Raw genomic sequence first — 16,114 nt, forward strand, 5'->3', positions numbered from 1 at the left:
ACCTTGCCTGAGTGACTCAGTCTTTATCGATATGTACGTGCGCTACGAGAAAGTCCAGGAACGCACGAACCCGCAGTGGCAGATAACCTCCGTGCCCGACGAACACTGCATGGACTTCTTCGGTATCACCGGGGTTCAGATGCGGCAGTATTTCCACCAAGCGACCAGCTGCAATATCGTCGCGAGTGTGAAAGGCGGTCAGCCGGGCGATGCCCAGGCCAGAAAGCGTTAGGCCACGCAAGGCCTCGCCATCGCTGACCTGCGCATTGCCGGTCACAGGAATAATGGTGGTGCCTTGTTCGCTGCGCATCGGCCAGCCTCGCTGGGCGCGCACGTAATTGGTGCTCAACAGATTATGGCGCTGCAAGTCTTCAAGCGTCTCCGGAGTGCCATGGCGTGCCAGATATTCTGGCGAAGCAAGCAACTTTTTACGGGTCTCGCCAAGTTTTCGCGCCATCAGACTGGAACTCTTGAGCGGGCCGGCCCGTACCGCGACATCGGTTCGTTGCTCGAGAATATCGACCACTTCGTCAGTGAGCACGATATCCAGTTCCACATCGGGATACTGAGCGAGAAATGCAGGTACCAGGGGCAACAGGAAATGATGCCCAAACGGCACGTTGGCGTTCACGCGCAGGCGGCCACGCGGCACGCTTTTGCTGGCGCAGCGTTCCGCTTCGTCCAGGTCTGCCAGAATGCGGGTGCCCCGCTCGTAAAACACACAGCCTTCGGGAGTGAGTTGCAACTGCCGTGTGGACCGGTTGACCAGCCGAATGCCCAACCGTTGCTCCAGCCTGGCGACCAGCTTGCTGACGGCCGACGGCGTCATACCACAGGCGCGCGCCGCTGCCGAAAACCCGCCCAGCTCAATGACCCGAACAAAGACTTCGATTTCTCGCGAACGATTGATTTCCTGTCTTGCCATTGTGACTTCAATTCATAAGTGTTTGAACACAGGATAGTCTAGTACATGATCCGCTTTGAATTCATAATTTATTTGTAAATCAACTATGAATTCACAAATCATGAAACTTACCGCGGCGTACGTGCTGTTCTTTCGGCACGCTTGTTTCTTATCCGTTGTCCTGCTGATGGCCACCGGTGCCTCTGCCAGAGCAAACACAGATGGCGCTCAGGCGCACGCTACACACTGGGTTGCAAGCTGGACAGCCAGCCCGCAACCTGTATGGACGCCCGACTTCGCTTTTCCCACGGGGATTCCTCCTTCGCTGGAAAACCAGACCGTGCGTCAAATCGCCCGCATCAGCCTGGGCGGGCGCCGCCTTCGCCTGGTGTTCTCCAATGCTTACGGCAATCTGCCACTCAACATTGATGCAGTTACCGTCGCGCTAAGCGATGGCGGTTCGGCGATTCAGCCCGACAGTCTGCAAACAGTGATGTTTGGCGGCAAAGCCCATGCCACCATCCCGCCAGGCGCACCCTTGGTGAGCGATCCGGTCGCGTTGTCCACCCCCGATCTGACCCGCCTTGCCATCAGTATTCATTCAGACAACACAACACCACTGACAACATTCCATTGGGATGGCCGGCAAACTGCCTGGATAGCACCGGGCAACCAGACCACCGCCCAGGCCATCGATACCGCCAACACCATCACCGCGCGTGTGCTGCTGACTGGCATTGAAGTCGAAGCCACTGCGTCGGCCCAGGCAGTGGCCATCATTGGCGATTCAATCACAGACGGCAATATGGCCAGCCTCGATGCCGATACGCGATGGCCGGACTTTCTGGCCAAGCGGCTGGCACCGCAAGGCGTGGCGGTCGTCAACGCCGGCATATCCGGCGCACGCTTGCTCAGGGACGGCATGGGCGTCAATGGTGTGGCTCGTTTCGAGCGCGATGCCCTGAGCCTGCCCGGTGTCAGCAGCGTGATCGTACTGCTTGGAATCAACGACATCAGTTGGCCCGGCACCCTGTTCGCCCCGCATCATGCAAGGCCCACGCTGAGCGAGCTGACCGCCGGATATCGCCAGTTGGCCGAACAAGCCCACCGAAAAGGCATAAAACTTATCGGCGCCACGCTGACACCGTTTGAAGGGGCGCTGCCCAACACGCCGCTCAATAACTATTACAACGCGGACAAGAACGCCTTGCGTCAACAGCTCAACCGCTGGATACGGCATAGCGGCGTCTTTGACGCCGTCGTTGATTTCGACCGACAACTGCGCGATCCCCTTCATCCGAACCGTCTCCAGACAGCCTTTGACTCCGGGGACCATCTACACCCCGGCGATAAAGGCAACCGCGCCATGGCGGACTCAGTGCCTTTGGAGACCGTGCTGGCACCCAGCCATTCCGTCAAACAGGGAGCACATCATGAATAAATACGAAAACAGTGCCGCGGCTGGACGGCTATCCGTACACACAGGTGTCTGGGCGCTTGCCGTTACCGCCTTCGCCATCGGCGTCGCGGAGTTCATTGTGGTGGGCGTATTGCCGGCGATCTCCCACGACCTGGGCGTATCGCTGGCGCGCGCCGGCAGCCTGGTCGGCTTATACGCACTTGCGCTTGCCGTGGGGACGCCAGTCACCGTACTGGCGCTAGCGCGCTTTCCACGCAAGCCCGTACTGCTGACGCTCGTGGCAATATTCCTGCTCGGCAACCTGCTGTCGGCGCTATCGACAAATTTTAATAGCCTGTTGCTAGGCCGAATTGTCACCGCAATCATGCATGGCAGCTTTTTTGCCATTGGCGCGACGGTTGCAGCGAGTCTCGCACCCAAGGGTCAGGCGAGCAAAGCCATCGCCGCGATGTTCGCTGGGCTGACGCTCGCAATGGTAATCGGCGTGCCGCTGGGCAGCATGCTGGGCAATAGCTATGGCTGGCGCCTGCCATTTTATGCAGTCGTCGTTCTGGCCGCACTCGCCTGGCTGGCAACGGCGTATTGGCTACCCAGCGTCTCAACACCTGAATCCGGGAAGCTGTCCACACAACTCTCCGCCCTCGTCCATCCTGCTATTCTTGCCATGATGGCCATCACTGCCATGGGTTTCGGCGCGAGCTTCGCATCCTTTGCCTATATCACGCCGATTCTGATCAATATCACCGGCTTTACCCCGACGACTGCCAGCGCCCTGCTCATGGTATTTGGTGTAGCGACGCTGATTGGCAACCTGGCGGGTGGACGCGTCACAGCAAGCCTGGGTTGGCAGATTGCGCTGGCCCGCATGTTTGTGCTGCTGGCCATCGTGCTGGCCGCGCTGGCTTTCCTGCTGCCCTACCGCATACCGGTCATTGCGCTGCTCTTTGCATGGGGAGCGATCGCCTTCGGCATGTCGCCTGGCTTTCAGACCGGCATGCTCGCCACAGCCGAGCGCTATACGCCCCGCGCCCAGGACTTCGCCTCGGCCCTGAATATTTCGGCCTTCAATCTGGGCATCGCCTTGGGCGAAAGCCTGGGCGGTGTAATGGTGGCTCGCGGCGATATCGGGCTGACGCCCTGGGCGGGTGTGGCAGTCGTGATGCTGGGCTTGCTTCCTCTTTGGTGGCTATCGCGCCGCACCCCTGCGGTCCAAGTGGGCGAACAGCCTCAGCAGGCGTGACTGTTGAGCCGGCGCCTAATACTGGCTGCCGGGCTCAACGCGAGGCATAATCACATGCATGCATGAACAAATACGTCTCGATAAATGGCTGTGGGCCGCCCGGTTTTTCAAGACCCGCAGCCTATGCGCCCAAGAAATTGGCAAGGGCCGGGTGCAGGTCAACCAGCAATTGGTCAAGGCATCGCGAGAGGTCAAGCCAGGCGACACAATTGCAGTACGCCGCGGCGATACGACCACCACAGTCATTGTCAAGGCCATCAGCGCCGTACGCGGCCCGGCGCACATTGCCCAACAACTTTATGCCGAAACGTCCGAAAGCATTGCCGCAAGAGAGCAGGCAGCGGAAGCGCGCAGGCTGGCGCCTGAACCTGCCCGCGATCTCACCGATGGTCGGCCCACCAAGCGAGACAGGCGATTGATTGAGCGTTTACGAGGGGGCGGTTGACGCTGGCTTTTGACATCCCCCCCCCGCCTGAAGGTCGAGGCCTGCCACGAACCGGATCAAAGTTGTCGTCCACGTCATCAATGCGACAATCAGGTCTTATCTGATACTTTCCAGAGGCAGGCGCTCATGTTCCAGTATGCAGAAACCGACCCCATGATGTCCCATGACGACGCCAGGGAGCAGGAAGCAACCTTGCGTGTTGAATTGCTGCAAGAACAATATCGACGATTGCAGGCGGCTGACCAGACACTGCTGATTGTGCTTGCAGGCATCGACGGCGCCGGTAAAGGCTCGACCATCAACCTGCTCAACACCTGGCTGGACCCTCGCCATATCCATACCTTGGCCTATGGCGATCTCACCCATCAGGAAGCGATGCGCCCCGCCATGTGGCGCTACTGGCGCGACTTGCCCCGCAAGGGTCAAACCGGCGTGGTGTTCGGTTCGTGGTACGGCACTTTATTGACGGAGGCAGCACGCAAAAAACCGGATCCGGCCAAGATGGCCATGTATGCGCGCGTGATCAACCGTTTCGAAGCCATGCTCGCCGCAGAGGGCGTGCAGGTCGTCAAGCTATGGTTTCATCTGTCGCGCCAGGCCCAGAAAGAGCGCGCAAATCGAATGCTAAAGGATCCCGAAACGGCCTGGCGTGTCAGCCATGCCGATCTGAAGGTCCGCAAGAAGTTCGACCGTCTGCGCAACGCCGGCGAGTTGACCATCAGTCAAACGCATCGCAGCCATGCGCCATGGATCGTCATTCCCAGTGCAAACGAGGACATGCGCACACTCTGCGCGGCTCAGGCAATCCTGTCCGCACTGAAGCGCGGTACCGCGCGCCGCGTCCAGGCGGATGAACCCTTGCCCGCCACCCTTCTGCCGCTGCCCGCCCGACCGCCAAAGACGCCTGCCCTGAGAAAATCATCGTACGACGATGAGCTCCTGCACTGGCAATCCAGGCTCGCACATGCTGTGCGCGACAAAAGCTTCTCGCACAAATCACTGGTGCTGGCATTCGAAGGCCTGGATGCCGCAGGCAAAGGCGGCAGTATCCGGCGCGTCACTGCCGCACTGGACGTTCGCAACTTTGACATTCACCCCATTTCCGCGCCTTCGGCCTATGAGGCCTCTCGTCCCTATCTATGGCGTTTCTGGCGCAAATTGCCGGCGCATGGCAAGATCGCCATCTTCGACCGCTCCTGGTACGGTCGGGTGTTGGTGGAGCGCGTCGAAAGACTGACACCACCGCCGGCCGTGCGCCGCGCCTATGACGAAATCAACGACTTCGAACTGCAATTGGCGGCCAACGGTACCCTGTTGCTGAAATTCTGGCTGGACGTGTCCAAAGAGGAGCAGCTTCGCCGTTTTCGCGAGCGCGAAGCATCACCTTTCAAGACATTCAAAATTACGCCGGACGACTGGCGCAACCGAGCCAAGTGGAAGGCCTATCAGGCAGCGCGACACGATATGCTGACCCGCACCAGCACCGAACATGCGCCTTGGCATACCGTACAGTCCGACGACAAGCGTGCGGCGCGCGTGCATATCGTGAAGACGATCGCCCTGGCGCTCGAAGCCATGCGCAAACCACGCTTCAGGGAGCCCGAGGTGGGCGATCAAGTAAACGTATTGTCCTGACTTCACCGCTCCGCCATTCAATATCGAAACTTGCGCGAGCCTCAGCCAGTGAAAAACCGCATCGACTGCGCCATCATCCCAGCTCAAACGTCGAAATCCCGAATACCCGCCCAATGGTCAATGCAGGCGGAGTACCCTTATACATGCGCGCGGTTTCGAACACCGGCTTCATTTGGTATTCCTGGGCCAACGCCACAGCCTCTTGGTTAGGCTCGGGCACATCCAGCTGCAACTGGGCGCCCGCCGGCAAGTCTGCCATCAAAGCGCGCAACAGCCGGCTCGCGACCGCCCGCCGATCAGCAAAGAGAGGTCCTATTTTGAAGCCGTCTCGGCAAGGCCTGAGCACGCCGTATCCAGCGAGCACCCCTTGCTGCAAAAACCCAAAGGCGCGGCTGCCTGGCTGGGCAATCCATTGGCACAAAAACTTTCCGCGCGGCCCCGGAAAACAGGCCGCGTCATAGTGCAGCAACGCCGCAAATGGAATGCGCTCGAGGGAGACGATATCCTCATCAGGAAAGGCGCTGCGTGACGCACCGACGGCGCCCTGATACCGCACATTATTATGAGCCAAGACAAAACCACTCTTTTGGTAATTGGCCTGCTGCGCAACCACACCATCCAGGCCGATCGAACATCGGTCCAGGCGTCGCATGCAAGCCTGCCAGAGCGCACTGCCAAAACCCTTGCCCCGATATCGCGGTCGCACGATATAAAGCCCGACAAAACCGAAGTGCGCGCCGTAACGAACTGCCGAGATCATGCCCACCGGCTCATCGCCAAGCAATCCGACCAGAAAACCTTCCGGATCGGCCGCATGGAAACACACGGCATCATGGAGGCCTGGGTTCCAACCCTCGGCTGCAGCCCAGTCAATACCGATCTGAAGCGCGGTGCGATCCATCGCGCGTATGCGAAAAGAAGCTGTGTTCATGATCACACCAGCAATCCAGCCGAGGCGTAGCGCACGCCCCGACAAAACCGATTCGCAGATCGCATCCGCGACGGCAAAGCATCACCCCCGACAGCCATAACAAGCCCCTCCGAATGCACCGCGCCCCTCGATGAGCTGAAGAGGTATCCAACTGTTGAAGCGCAGGCCAGAAATCATCTTTTTTTCTTTGTTGTGCGTCGCTAGTATAAGTTTTTCCAAACAAAGAAGTTCATTCGGATGGCTTGGCTTAGAGCCAATGACCCGTCTGGGAACTTCCTACCAGTAAAAATTTGAGACTCTGGCGGGAATTAATTCTTTATCGAGGGGTGCTACGAACTGCCGTGAAGTCAGGTGATTCAGACTGGAATGTATTCGAATCTCATTGGAGTGGCGGTGCCAAAGATTATCCTCGCCTCCCGGCGGTAACAGAACTATGCCATGGACACGCATTCGTTTTGGAACTTGCCTTCGAAGCTATGATTATGAGGCTTGCCATTCCAACTAGATCACAGGCTTATCTGCGATGGCAGAACATTTCCAAACTAAATTTTTGAGGCAATTAATATTTTGTTTTAATATATCTCCTGCCGAGATCAAGAACTTGTTCGCGAGCCAGTTCCCCTGCTTGCTCACCCTCTCTAGCCGAAAGTAATTCAAGTAAAGCTTGATGCTCCATGGGGGATCTTGCTGGGTATTTCATAGTGGGGCCATAATACAGATGTAATATCGATGAATGAATCAATAATTCACTCAATGATTTCTTCAGCCACGAATTATTTGCCACGTCCGCTATTTTGAGATGAAATGCCCGAGACACTTTCAAAATATTAACCAAGTCTTCCTTGTCTGCATATTGTTTCTCTTCCTCTATTAACGTGGATAACTCCAATATATCAATATCAGTAATATTCCTAACACACCACTCAGCCGCAAGCTTAGCCAATTCCGCACGAAAACTGAAAACAGCTTCCGCTTCATTAATACTTAATCGGCGGATCATTGCTCCTTTACTCACTTGAGTATCTACAAGCCCTTCTTGCGCCAATTGTTTTATTGCACTTCTAACCGGAGACCTACTAACTTTACATAAATCACTATATTCCTGCTCATTCAAGCGCATCCCAGGAAATATTTTCCCATTTAATAGCTGCCATAAAATATAGCGGTAGACACGCTGATCCAGCGGTTGCTCCGGGCCAATTTTGTCATCACTCAACATTCGTTACTGTATCCCTTACCCACTCGTTGCATTTTAATTTGAACCTAGTTGTAAGCGTATCATTACGCCTTACGACCACATTATTGTCGGTCTCTACTCATTTCAGAAAATTCACACTTAGCATGTAGTGACTTCATGAGCAAAGCTGTCGTCGTCTTCATCAGCCAAGACCGAGACCATCCCCTATCAACAGTCTAACTATCAATGCATGAATGTCCGCCACAACGTCGATATCAGAAGATCCGAGAATCATACCCGACTTTTATTAAATTTTTAGCGCAAAGCCTCAGCTTGTTAAAAAGCAACACTGCGCAGCGTTGTCTTCGATTGCAGTGCCGGGCCGGTAGCGCTGGCACCATGTGCTGCATGCGTAGACAACTAATAGGGTATCCAACAGTTCAGATTCAGGCTCGAACTATTGCTTCGATCCGATTAGCAAAAGTCAGCAAGATAGGATCGCAATGCTGAGCGGCTATTAGCTGCACGGATAGAGGCAATCCCTTCGTTCTACTGATGGGCATTGATATGACAGGCATTCCAGTAATTGTCCAAAGAGCCTGATACAGTGGTGAACCTGTATGATCGCGATGCCATTGGGGAATTAGTCCATCTGTCGCTGGCGATACGATAATAGTCTCATCGTCCATCTGCCTCCCAATCTCGCGCGTTACGGCCTCGCATTTCTCTACCGCCATTTGATATTCAATATCAGATATTTGCTGTCCACGCTTGAGCAAACTAAGTAGCTGGCAACTAACACTATCTTTATGCCGTTCCAACAGGTCGCAATGAGATCGAGCTATGTTATAGGCAACAATAGTTTGAGCTAGAAGAAACGCTGCCGAGAAGGTTAAAGGAAGACGAAGTTGGGAAACGCAAATTGACATATGGGTTAAACGTTGCACGAAGGATTGCAAGGCGACCGCCATCGCCGGCTCGAGCGGATATCGCGTATCCGGTGTTGTCAGCAATACCTTTGATACGCGTGAGTTATTTTCTGGCAGCGGAATGTAGGGTATATCCGCCAGATAGTGAACAACGAAATGCAAATCTCGAATGTTTGAACCGATTAACCCCACATGATCCAAAGGCGGAGCCAAAGACATCATGCCACCAGTATTAAGCAACTGTCGGGTAGGTTTAAAGCCGATCACACCGCAAAAAGCAGCGGGCCTCACTATAGACCCTATCGTTTGTGAGCCTATAGCGATGGGAACTATCCCGGCCGCAACTGCCGCTGCGGAACCGCTGGAGGAGCCCCCAGGCGTCAATTCAAAGTTCAAAGGGTTCCGCGTGGGTCCCGCACGCGCAATAGCGAGCTCCGTTGATATCGTAGTGCCAGCAACTAAAGCGCCGAGCTGTTTCAATTTGATGACAATATTCGCATCTTCAGTCGGCACTCGGCCATGCAACGCGGACAACCCCCAAGTACACCGGAGCTGCTCCACATCAAAAACCTCTTTGACTGCAATAATCAGTCCATGCAAAGGGCCTCGCAGGCTATGCGGTCGTCGATCAAGCTCCTTTGCACCAGCCAGTAAACGTCCCAGGTCAAAATCACGAAATGCATGCACCGAAGCATCTCTCTTAATTAGCTTTTCCCCAACGCGGCCTGCTACTTCCGTCGCAGTTTCGGTGTGATGCAGGAAGCCTTGCATAGTATTAACTCCGGAGACGCTTAAACTCATTAATGACTTTGATCTTTAACTACCACATCAAACTCAATACACGTCACTGACAAGTATTTCAACCATAAGTAGAAGTGACCGGCTCTGACTGCTATGAGCCGGCTCCCCAATTCGCATATTTCATCACATCCAACACAAGTAAAGAGTGCGAGTCATCAATTAACCGTCTTATTGAACTGTTCCATCCATTTTCCAATATTGCTGTTTATCATGGCATCGTCAAACTCTACCGTATCCGCTGCTTGTGGCAGAATTTCGGCAAGCTCTTGAGCGGGATGCACCGCATTGTTCACCGGCCCCATGAAAAGGCGCTCGGCAACTATCTTTTGGCTCGACTCCCTCATGAGAAAATCAACAAATTTCGCCGCAGCCTCCTGTTTGGGCCCATTAATAATCATCATCACATCCATACCAACTGGCGAAGGCGCGGGACTGACTGCGCCAATAGAAAAACCGGCTTCCCGAAGCTCCTTCACACGTTTTGAATTAGTAACCAAAGCAGCGATTTGACCACTGGCCACAGCCTGTCGAGCCTGGGAGTCAGACCCATAAATCAGACCAATCTGCGGCTTCAGCTCTCTAATTCGCTGAAAACCATTCATAATATCCGGCTCCTGTCCATCGCCAAGTCGGTTGGCAACCAACAGAAATTGTGCCTGAAACATGTTCATATCTGGGATGCCAACCTTTCCTTTCAGATCGTTGCGCGTCCACAGGTCTTCCCATGATGTAATATCTTCCTTAAGAAGATCTTCTCTCCAAAGAACTAGCAACGGATAGTAATAAAGGCCAACATACTTACGGCGAAGCGCCCCATCCATAAGATTGTCAAGATTTTGCATAGAAGCTACTGGAATATCAGCAAATAGTTGTGTGTCGCTGGAAGCCCGCTCAGCTACAGATTTAGTGGTAAACCAAACATCAACCAACGGCTTATCCTTCATAAAACGCAACTTTATGAGTCCTTCTCCGGAAGAGGCTTGAGTAACCGGTCGAACTTTGATACCAGTCTCTTTTTCAAATTCTTTCGCCAAACTTTCCCCCAATATTGTCCACGTAGTGCCCCATAATAAAACGCTGATTTCCTTCACATCGCTAGGAGAACTGGCAAACGAATTACTATTCAAACACCCAACTCCGATTCCTACACCAGCGATGACTCCAATTATAAATTTATAAACTCTAGCCATTTGTTCCTCCATAATTTTTTATGAAAATCTTAAAACCATAATAATTTCACCCATCAAGGCGTAGAAATTTGTCTATTCCAAGCGTTTTTTCAATAAAATAAGTTAATATCACGGTCATGAGGATAAGTACGCCGGATAGCGCAGCAACCGTTGGGTCATCGAAGTCTCTTATATATTGAAATGTCTCCACAGGAATAGTCGTATGCCCAGCCCCCGCCAAAAAGGCAGTAATAGCAAAATTATCAAATGCCTGAGTAAACACAAATATGCTACCTGCCAAAAGACCGGGTTTAAGCTGCTGCAGTGTCACTGATGAAAATATTTGCCATTCACTAGCTCCTAAGGTTCTGGCACACTCCTCTATATCAGAATTAATTGATCTAAAAGTCGATATCAATGCACGCAATGCAAAAGGAAAAGTGAAAATAACCATACCGACAACTAGAAGGAAATAACCGCCAGTTAGGCCTCTCGCGGATCCGAAGCTCAATATAACCACGCCCGTAACCACACCAGGAACGAGTAGCGGTGACATTAATAAATTATTGATAGTATCCCGGCCAAAAAAATTGAATCTTGTTAACGCAATGCTGGTTGGAATTGCTAACAATAAAGATACCGGCGTAACTATGGCAGTCATAGTGATACTGGTACGAAACGCTTGTCTGAATCCGTCATTCTCATACAAACGTACATACCACTTTAAAGATGGCCATTCGGCCGGCCATGAAAAATATACACTTGAAACAAATGAGTAGAATATTATAAAAAAAACAGGAGTCAAGAGAAAACAGCAGACAAATATTGTTATGCTAAAAATCCACTTATTATCCATTTACTCAACCTCCTATTTTCAATAAATGCCGAACAAAACGCTCCAGAAATATAAAAAAAGCCATAGTTAATAACGTTCCCATTAAAAACACCGTAGAAATAGCTGCAGCGAATGGAAAATCAAAAGTTGAGAGGACCTGATCATAGATCATGTTTGACATCATCATGACTTTTCCACCACCTAACAACAATGGAAAAACAAAAGCACTAACAGCCAACGCATATGTTAATGAAGCGGATGAGATAATAGCTGGCACCGTAAGAGGCAAAGTAATTTGACGAAGCACTTGTGTTACGCTCGCTCCTAAAGTAAACGCAGCATCTTCGTATACCTTCGATGCAGCCCGAAACCCGCTTATAAGCGTAAGCGCGGTAAAGGGCACTAGGAAGTGGAGCAGACTTACATAAACACCAGTCCAATTGAAAACCATCTGTAAAGGTGCGTTAGTTAGCCCCAACATAACTAATATATAATTAATTGGCCCATTATTTCCAAGCAAGATTAACCAGGCATATGCTAGTGTCACGACCCCTGATAGAAACGGTACGATCAAGGCCAATAACAATATTTTTCTAATATAAGGTGAATTCGCTCTGTTGTAGATCAACGCCACCGGATATGAAAGAACTAGAGAGATTATTGTAAGAACTAATGCTACCCATAGCGTTCGAAAAAGCACTTGTAAATAGTATGAATCCGTTAGAAGTCGTATATAATTATCGAGAGTTAGAGATTGCTGCCGGCCGGTTACTTGTGAATCCCATAGACTGCTACACAGAAACGATAGTAATGGTATGAAATATGCAGCCATCACCACAATAGCAGGGACAAGAAGGCCCAGAATTTTAAGATTTCTTTGCCGATACCTCATTTATTTTATTCCTGTAAAAGCATAATGTTGGCCGGATCAATACGCAGTTTAACGAGCGAATTTATATTATGAGGCTCTCCATTTCGCGGGGTATTAGTATATAGAATGCCAACATTCGGCACATCTATCTCGTAATACAATCGAGAACCGCTATTACCGGTCATCACTATCTTTCCCGAAAAGGCATATTCTCCTTCATATTCATCATTCATTACCTCAATTAGCTCCTGCCGAATACCTAGAGCTACCTCCCCCACAGCCGAAAGAGTATGACCATTTGCACAAAATATTGAAACTTTCCAATCCCGCCCTAAGCTTACTTGAATATCATTTGGCCCAATTCCAATAACTCGTCCTTTTAGAATATTGCAATTTCCAAGAAAATTCGCAGTAAATACTGTCCTGGGGCGATCATAAACACGTGTGGGTTCTCCGAGATCCTCCACCTCTCCCTCGGACATTACAAGTAGGCGATCGGATAGGAGTAACGCTTCATCTTGATCGTGCGTAACAAAGATGGTTGTAACCTTCAACTCAAGTTGTATTTTTCTAAAAGCAATCCGTAATGAATCTCGCAACTGACGATCAAGTGCGCTAAACGGCTCATCCAATAGTAATACTTGCGGCCGGGTGATCAGGGCACGTGCTAAAGCCACACGCTGTTGTTGACCTCCGCTAAGCTCAATGGGGTAACGGTCTTGATATTCCAGAAGAGATACTAAAGAAAGCATTTCCTTAACGCGCATGGCAATCTCTGATTTATTTACCCCTCTCACTTTCAATCCGTAGGCTACATTTTCGGATACGGACATATGAGGAAACAGCGCGATACTTTGGAATAGCATGGCCACGTTACGCATGTTGGTTTTCAACGTGTCCACCCGGGTACCGTTGATCCATATCTCACCACTGGTAGGCTCTACAAGACCCGCTATCATACGTAGTATGGTGCTTTTACCACATCCACTAGGCCCTAATAGGGTGAATAACTCTCCCTCTTTTATATCTAAATTTAGATTGCGTACTGCCGGCTGCTCACGATATGTTTTTTTGATATTTCGAAGTTGGAGCGCCGAGCGATTTAAGTTTGCCATCCCGCCGACAACGTGATTCATATCTGTCTCTCTCCGTTATAGTTGCTGAACGCATATTATGCTATTCTTTATTCAACTATTCTGTCACCCTACGCACAAATTCTTTATAAATTAGAAAAAGCCTGCATTTAAAACCTTATCCACTAACCGTCGAACAGCCTTCAATGCTGGCAAGTATTTATTAATTTGCGCTCTTGCATATTCGTTCTAAACCCTTGAACCAGTATTGCTACATTGTGCAAATTGCTACACTATAAAAATCTCTTGAGTAATATACCAACGGTTTTGCTGCCTCCCCAAGACCGACCTCCTCTACGCGGCCAATAACTATATAATGGTCTCCTGCGGAGATTGCGCTATCTAACGTACACTCAACAAACGCTACTGCGTTTTTCAAACGAAGTGCTTTTGGCTCTCCGGCGTTATGATTTTCCATAAATTTTGCGTTTCCTTTTCTCGATGCAAACTCTGCAACATCAGTTTGAGAGTCCGCAAGAAAATTCACGCCGAATGTAGAGCATTTAATAAAAAACTGTGTTGCATAATTATGCTTTGCAACACAAATCAATATCATCGGCGGATCCATCGAAAGGGAACAGCAGGAAGTCATCGTAACTCCCCAAGGACGCCCCTCTATAAACGTTGTAGCTACGGCCACTCCGCCCGCTAATCGGCTCATCGCTTCCCGAAATTCTATTTTCAAATGTTCGTTCATTGAGCACCTCTATTTTATTTATACTCTGTTAATAAATAAGAGCCCCATCCATCCCTATTTCTGTAGTCAAGGGATAAAACTTTGTTATCGGTTCATTTTTAAGACGACCAACGTGTGCAACCCATTCCTGATATGCTTGGCGTAGTGCAGTTATTGCATTTTCGGCCCAGTCTATTCTTAGATCGACACTTACGGGCCACATGGGATTACGTTTATTAGTATCCAGTAATAGAGTTGCAGAATGCGGGCCTCCCAACTCTCCTCCTGCTAATTGTCCTGCCTCGATCGCCCCCATCAAACGTTGGGCTAAAGATATATTTTTAGATCTGCTGAAGGCTTCCCCAATCGCGTCAACTACCTGTTTACCTATAACTAAATTTCCACATGCAACGAAGTCATTTCCAATTACGTGCCCCTTCCAGTCTCGTGTCGACGTGCCAGTAAATGCTGCGCCCTCTCCATTCCAATTGAGCGCACCAACCTGTCTATATTCACGATTACTGTCACACCGCAGCGAGGCTTCCAACGCATCCTTTGGTGGAATACCTTTTTCCATCAACTGTAAAATATGATGACCATGAAAAGAATTAGTTCTGGCCTGCGTGATTACAGCCCCCACGGTTGAGGAGAGAAATGGGCAATGGCCTCCATGAGAAATGCTTGCACTGACAGTGCAGATGCCAATTTGATTAGATTCTTTACATAGACCCACAATAGAAAAAGTCATTCCTCTGTTCCTTTAGGTATATTCACTAAATCGTTTTCAGCTAAAAGTGCAGTAAGTATCGCGCCGCGTTCTGAAAAACTATGTAGCGGTACCACCTCTCTTTTACTGCAGATGTCAATTCCAACGGGCCCGAGCCCATCTAGCGTAGGAACTCCTAATGCGGCCGCAAAACTTCCATCCGATCCCCCAGGCGTACTCATTTCACCAAAATTTGATACCTTCAAATGATCAGCAACAACCTTGGCGCGGCGAAACAATTCTTGCACCCCCTTGGAGCGCGGAAAAATTGGCCGTGTAATTCCTCCTCGCCAAGCCGTTTTCGTCCCTGAAACATAAGTTTTTGCCGAAATTTCCTGTACTTTCCGACATACTTCCTCCAATAACTCCATGGTATGAGCTCGGACGTCTACATGCATAACTGCTGACTCCGGCACCACTTGTTTTGCCACTCCACCTTTTGCAACACCAACCGACACTCGACAGCTGAAATCCGAAGCAGTGAGGTTTTCATAAGCGATGATCTTATGGGCCATCTCCACTACAGCGCTGGCCCCGAAGTCATAGCCAGCATGTGCCGTCACCCCAGCGATATCAACAATGTATGTAGCAAGTCCTCGGCGACTAGTAACTAAATACCCATTTTTTCGTGCTGGTTCCAAACATAATGCACAATCAACTGATCTCACCTCCCGCTCGATCAATGCTCGGCTGGAGGGACTACCAACTTCTTCGTCTGAGATCAGCAGAAACTTCACATGTTCAGGGCCTTTGATGTTCAAAGCATCTATAGCGTCGAGCGCAGCCAGCCCCATAACGTTGGGGCCTTTCATGTCGCCCGACCCCGGCCCAGTAACCATGCCTTCCTTTATCGAGAATGGCCAGTCCTTCACTGTTCCTTTAGGCCACACCGTATCGCAATGGCCAATCAATACAACGGTGCCCTTGTTGCCGTCAGGCCGATGGCGTTCCGCGATCAAATGAGGTGCGAATTGTGGATCGGTTTGCTCCGCTCTCACATCAAAGCCTCGTTTCTTCAATTCTTCGGCGAACACACTTCCGACAGCTTTGACCCCTTCAACGTCATAACTTCCACTGTCAATGTTGACTACTTTTTCCCAAATCTGTAGGTAGTCTTCTAAATTTTTTTCAAAAAATTCCTTTGCTTTTTCGCCAACCTTAATCAACTTCATAAATACCTCC

Annotated in this window: 15 protein-coding genes; 4 read left to right on the forward strand and 11 right to left on the reverse strand. The window is 50.7% G+C overall.

What is annotated here, in order from left to right:
* Positions 1-16 precede the first annotated feature (16 nt).
* The gene (locus ERE07_RS01500; RefSeq protein WP_130007101.1) at positions 17-925 is read right to left on the reverse strand and encodes a LysR family transcriptional regulator; all 909 of its coding nucleotides are present in this window, start codon (positions 923-925) and stop codon (positions 17-19) included.
* A 100-nt stretch (positions 926-1,025) separates the two neighbouring features.
* On the opposite strand from ERE07_RS01500, the gene ERE07_RS01505 reads away from it, so the two are divergent.
* From ERE07_RS01505 to pap, 4 genes are all read left to right on the forward strand, one after another.
* Positions 1,026-2,345 carry an SGNH/GDSL hydrolase family protein gene (locus ERE07_RS01505; RefSeq protein ID WP_130007102.1) on the forward strand — a complete coding sequence of 440 codons (1,320 nt, stop codon included), beginning with the start codon at positions 1,026-1,028 and terminating at the stop codon, positions 2,343-2,345.
* Positions 2,338-3,564, forward strand: coding sequence for an MFS transporter (locus ERE07_RS01510; protein WP_130007103.1), 1,227 nt, complete (start codon positions 2,338-2,340; stop codon positions 3,562-3,564). Before ERE07_RS01505 ends, ERE07_RS01510 begins: the two co-directional genes overlap by 8 nt.
* A gap of 58 nt (positions 3,565-3,622) precedes the next feature.
* Positions 3,623-4,009: an RNA-binding S4 domain-containing protein gene (locus ERE07_RS01515; protein ID WP_130007104.1), complete on the forward strand. Its 387-nt coding sequence runs from the start codon at positions 3,623-3,625 to the stop codon at positions 4,007-4,009.
* A 126-nt stretch (positions 4,010-4,135) separates the two neighbouring features.
* Positions 4,136-5,644, forward strand: a complete 1,509-nt coding sequence (gene pap / locus ERE07_RS01520) for a polyphosphate:AMP phosphotransferase (protein WP_130007105.1) — start codon at positions 4,136-4,138, stop codon at positions 5,642-5,644.
* A gap of 73 nt (positions 5,645-5,717) precedes the next feature.
* On the opposite strand, the gene ERE07_RS01525 is transcribed toward pap, so the two are convergent.
* From ERE07_RS01525 to ERE07_RS01570, 10 genes are all read right to left on the reverse strand, one after another.
* The gene (locus tag ERE07_RS01525; protein ID WP_130007106.1) at positions 5,718-6,575 is read right to left on the reverse strand and encodes a GNAT family N-acetyltransferase; all 858 of its coding nucleotides are present in this window, start codon (positions 6,573-6,575) and stop codon (positions 5,718-5,720) included.
* A 559-nt stretch (positions 6,576-7,134) separates the two neighbouring features.
* Positions 7,135-7,794, reverse strand: coding sequence for a GntR family transcriptional regulator (locus tag ERE07_RS01530; protein WP_130007107.1), 660 nt, complete (start codon positions 7,792-7,794; stop codon positions 7,135-7,137).
* Positions 7,795-8,198: 404 nt separating this feature from the next.
* A complete protein-coding gene (locus tag ERE07_RS01535; protein ID WP_167670698.1) occupies positions 8,199-9,452 on the reverse strand; it encodes an amidase in 1,254 nt (417 codons plus the stop codon).
* Positions 9,453-9,637: 185 nt separating this feature from the next.
* Positions 9,638-10,672 (reverse strand): ABC transporter substrate-binding protein, encoded by a 1,035-nt coding sequence (locus ERE07_RS01540; RefSeq protein ID WP_167670699.1) that lies wholly within the window; start codon positions 10,670-10,672, stop codon positions 9,638-9,640.
* A 46-nt stretch (positions 10,673-10,718) separates the two neighbouring features.
* The gene (locus ERE07_RS01545) at positions 10,719-11,507 is read right to left on the reverse strand and encodes an ABC transporter permease (RefSeq protein ID WP_130007110.1); all 789 of its coding nucleotides are present in this window, start codon (positions 11,505-11,507) and stop codon (positions 10,719-10,721) included.
* Positions 11,508-11,511: 4 nt separating this feature from the next.
* Positions 11,512-12,033 (reverse strand): ABC transporter permease subunit, encoded by a 522-nt coding sequence (locus ERE07_RS22215; RefSeq protein WP_167670700.1) that lies wholly within the window; start codon positions 12,031-12,033, stop codon positions 11,512-11,514.
* Between the two features lie 350 nt (positions 12,034-12,383).
* A complete protein-coding gene (locus ERE07_RS01555) occupies positions 12,384-13,493 on the reverse strand; it encodes an ABC transporter ATP-binding protein (RefSeq protein WP_130007112.1) in 1,110 nt (369 codons plus the stop codon).
* 208 nt (positions 13,494-13,701) lie between these two features.
* Positions 13,702-14,187 (reverse strand): flavin reductase family protein, encoded by a 486-nt coding sequence (locus tag ERE07_RS01560; RefSeq protein WP_130007113.1) that lies wholly within the window; start codon positions 14,185-14,187, stop codon positions 13,702-13,704.
* A gap of 28 nt (positions 14,188-14,215) precedes the next feature.
* Positions 14,216-14,914 (reverse strand): DUF1028 domain-containing protein, encoded by a 699-nt coding sequence (locus tag ERE07_RS01565; protein WP_130007114.1) that lies wholly within the window; start codon positions 14,912-14,914, stop codon positions 14,216-14,218.
* Positions 14,911-16,104: a M20 family metallopeptidase gene (locus tag ERE07_RS01570; RefSeq protein WP_130007115.1), complete on the reverse strand. Its 1,194-nt coding sequence runs from the start codon at positions 16,102-16,104 to the stop codon at positions 14,911-14,913. The genes ERE07_RS01565 and ERE07_RS01570 overlap by 4 nt, the downstream gene beginning before the upstream one ends.
* Positions 16,105-16,114 lie beyond the last annotated feature (10 nt).

This window comes from Allopusillimonas ginsengisoli (genome assembly GCF_004153455.1).
Lineage (GTDB): Bacteria > Pseudomonadota > Gammaproteobacteria > Burkholderiales > Burkholderiaceae_B > Allopusillimonas > Allopusillimonas ginsengisoli.